We start from the raw sequence: 2434 nt of genomic DNA, 5'->3' as shown, positions 1-2434 counted from the left end.
TCCTCCTTAGCTCAGTTGGTAGAGCGACGGACTGTTAATCCGCAGGTCACTGGTTCGAGTCCAGTAGGAGGAGCCATATTAGAAAAAGCCGTATCTCTTGATACGGCTTTTTTACATTGGTTTAAAGTCAAACTCTTTTCTACTCATGTTACTCAGGAAAGAAAATCAGAGTTTAGATTATTACCTTGAAGGCAATCGCTTAACTTAGAGTGGAATATCTGCTCACCAACAACTCTGCTTTCTATCGATAGTCCCACCATAAGCAATGTTCACCAATAAATAATAATCATAGTGATTGGCACACATCTCTCAGATCAAAAAAAAGCCAGGTAAAACCCAGCTTTTTGCTTAAATCAACCAACTCAGCTTAAACCACCGAGGCAAATATACTTTGTCTCCAAATATTCATCGAGCCCTTGTTTCGCACCTTCTCGGCCAACTCCTGACTCTTTCACTCCACCAAACGGGGCCACCTCAGTAGAAATAATCCCCTCATTGACACCAACCATGCCGTATTCCAGGCCTTCGCTGAAAGCAACAATACGCTTGAATTTATTCGTGTAGAAGTAACAAGCCAAACCATACTCTGTGTCATTCGCCATTCCGAGAACTTGTTCATCATTCTCAAAGGTAATAATAGGTAACACAGGCCCGAATAGCTCTTGCTGAACAATCGACATATGCTGCTTGACGCTATCCAAAAGAACGGGCTCCATAAAGCGCCCAGGGCGTCTCTGTGGAGAGTTGGCAATAGAAGCTCCTTCTTGTACGGCTTGATCGATCACTGCCTCTAGGCGATGTTTAGAAGCCATCGTAATAACCGGACCTAATGTGACACCTTTCTCTAAACCATTACCAAGCTGTAATTTGTTTAACTTCGACAATACTTTTTCAATAAAAGCTTGTTTTACATCTTCATGGACATACAGCCGATTGGTACAAACACATGTTTGCCCTGCATTACGGAACTTCGAAGCGACAAGCCCTTCCGCAGCCGCATCTAAATCTGCATCTTCAAATACAATAAAAGGTGCATTACCACCTAACTCCATCGAAACCGCTTTGACAGAGTCACTGGCTTGTTTCATCAAAATCTTCCCGACTCGCGTAGAGCCCGTAAAAGAAACTTTCTTAATCCTAGGATCAGTACTTAGTACTTGGCCAAACTCAGCTGCCTGCTCTGATACCACCACAGGAAGCAGTTCTTTTGGGATTCCTGCCTGATAAGCTAATTCAACAACAGCAATTGCAGTAAGAGGAGTAAGCTCAGAGGGCTTGATCAACATGCCACAGCCTGCCGCCAGGGCTGGTGCTGCTTTTCTTGTAATCATCGCAATAGGGAAGTTCCACGGCGTAATTGCAGCGCATACCCCTACAGGCTGGCGAATAGCAGACAGACGTCGATCTGTCGTGGGGGCAGGTATAACTTCGCCATAAGCACGTTTGGCTTCTTCTGAGAACCACTCGACAAAAGAGGCACCATACATCACCTCTCCTTTACTTTCAGTTAATGGTTTTCCCTGCTCTAAGGTAATAATTGTGGCAATGTCTTCTGCATTATCAAGGAGTAATTGATACCACTTTTTCAAGCGACGAGAGCGCTCTTTGGCACTTAACTTTGCCCAGCGAATTTGCTCGGTTTTACACTTACCAATAATGTCATCTAATTCCTCAAGAGCACTGGGCTTTAATCGAACTAACTCTTGCTCAGTTGCAGGGTTGATGACCACAATTCCCTCTTCGGAAGACCATTGTTTAAATACGGATTTCAAGGTTTCATTTTTTATTTGTTGCATCATCAAACTTACTCCTACGAGAACTCCTCTTAGGTTAATCTTTACTAGCAAGATCAGCAAAGAAAACAAAGTTTTCTAAAAGACATGAATGTTCGAATGACTTTATTCTCTTAACAGTCTAGACGCTCATTCTCTTCCAATGACTAAATCAGACTAGCGGTAACAAACTCCAGCAATCCATTCTCCTAGGGACTATCCAGAACACTAGAACGATGAATATGTGCGAAGTAGCAGTAGAAAACTCTTATTAGAGAGGAGCGTTAACGAAATACGCAGTGACAAGGATACAAACTACGAGCTAGCTCATGCGGATTCATCGGTCTCCAGCATTTACTATAGGCTCGAATCTGTAGAGAAATGGGCAAGATTACATTCAACTAGAATTGTGCAACTCGGTTACAGAGAAAGCTGGCACTACAGATACCAAAAGTCTTAGTCTTTCAAAAGTGGCAGCGGATCCGGGCTACGAGTAGGCCTTCTGCGGGAGTCATTCGAACGAAGGGAGAAATATACTTGCATTAACGAAAAAGCCCCAGTCTTTCGACTGGGGCTTAATATAAATGGCGGAGTGGACGGGACTCGAACCCGCGACCCCCGGCGTGACAGGCCGGTATTCTAACCAACTGAACTACCACTCC

1 protein-coding gene and 2 tRNA genes are annotated in these 2434 nt (G+C 43.9%); 1 reads left to right on the top strand and 2 read right to left on the bottom strand.

Translation table 11 applies throughout. From position 1 onward, the window contains the following. Positions 1–76, top strand: a tRNA-Asn gene (locus tag ACWPOD_RS23635). A gap of 286 nt (positions 77–362) precedes the next feature. On the opposite strand, the gene ACWPOD_RS23630 is transcribed toward ACWPOD_RS23635, so the two are convergent. Both ACWPOD_RS23630 and ACWPOD_RS23625 read right to left on the bottom strand, forming a co-directional pair. Continuing rightward, positions 363–1799 carry an NAD-dependent succinate-semialdehyde dehydrogenase gene (locus ACWPOD_RS23630; protein WP_193448548.1) on the bottom strand — a complete coding sequence of 479 codons (1437 nt, stop codon included), beginning with the start codon at positions 1797–1799 and terminating at the stop codon, positions 363–365. A 558-nt stretch (positions 1800–2357) separates the two neighbouring features. After that, positions 2358–2434 (bottom strand) — tRNA-Asp (locus ACWPOD_RS23625).

This window comes from Vibrio sp. JZG120 (assembly GCF_053890955.1).
This window is presented reverse-complemented; position numbering and strand designations above follow the sequence as displayed.

What these genes read in the sequence shown, in the direction of transcription:
- ACWPOD_RS23630 (WP_193448548.1), bottom strand. Translation starts at nt 1,799, where the DNA reads ATGATGCAACAAATAAAAAATGAAACCTTGAAATCCGTATTTAAACAA.